Source organism: Acidilobus sp., assembly GCF_049973875.1.
In the GTDB taxonomy this organism is placed as follows: Archaea; Thermoproteota; Thermoprotei_A; order Sulfolobales; family Acidilobaceae; genus Acidilobus.
This window is the reverse complement of record NZ_JBMFJI010000091.1, coordinates 1-761: the sequence shown is the minus strand read 5'-3', so window position 1 is coordinate 761 and position 761 is coordinate 1. Positions and strand designations below refer to the sequence as shown.

The following is a 761-nucleotide window of genomic DNA, read 5'->3' as shown; positions in this document are numbered from 1 at the left end:
ACCGTAATACCCTGCAGGGCCTGAGGTATTACAGGGGTCAGCCTAGGCCCCTCACACTTGTCAAGTGGCCCCACGTGAATCCCTATATCTTACCGATGTCAATTAACATCCCTTGGTCTGAGACATGCCCAGGAGAAGCAGGAGAGGCATGGTGGGCATAGACACGGCCATAATCCTCATAGCGTTCGTCCTCGTGGCCGCGGCGGTGGCCTTCGTGGTCCTCGACATGGGCATGACCTCGGCCCAGAAGGCCAAGCAGAGCATGGAGAGCGGCCTCCAGGAGTCGTCCACGGCCCTCCAGGTGGACGGCAACGTCATGGCGTACGTGAACAGCAACGGTGAGGTGCAGGACATATTCATACCGCTCGGAGTGACCCCCGGCACGGGCTACGTCAGCTTCGCGCCGAGCCTTATGGAGGTGTCGATTATAACTCCAAGCGGAAGCTACGCCAACATATACAAAGGAGTTAATAACTTACTGGAGGTGAACTCCTCGGTCCCCTTATCTACGATCGCCTCTGATATGCAGTCAACCTATACAACCACCACTGCAGCAGAGGTCTACTTCATACACGGCAACATAACCCCATACGTGCTAGGCCCCTATGGCCAGGCCCTGCTGGTGATCTATCTACCCTCAGGGCTGCCTGCCTACAAGAGCTTCACTGTAACTATATCGCCAAGCATAGGAGGGGCTATATCTGTAGCCAGGACCATACCGCCTAACAACGTGAGCAACACAATAATAGACCTTGGGTGAG

At 55.5% G+C, this 761-nt stretch carries 1 protein-coding gene; it reads left to right on the top strand.

Annotated elements, in window-relative coordinates; genetic code table 11:
* Positions 1-124 precede the first annotated feature (124 nt).
* Positions 125-760 (top strand): archaellin/type IV pilin N-terminal domain-containing protein, encoded by a 636-nt coding sequence (locus tag ACP5H1_RS08500; RefSeq protein ID WP_427974096.1) that lies wholly within the window; start codon positions 125-127, stop codon positions 758-760.
* Position 761: the final 1 nt, after the last annotated feature.

Excerpts from the sequence above, each read along its gene's own strand:
- ACP5H1_RS08500 (WP_427974096.1), top strand. The coding sequence starts at position 125 with ATGCCCAGGAGAAGCAGGAGAGGCATGGTGGGCATAGACACGGCCATA.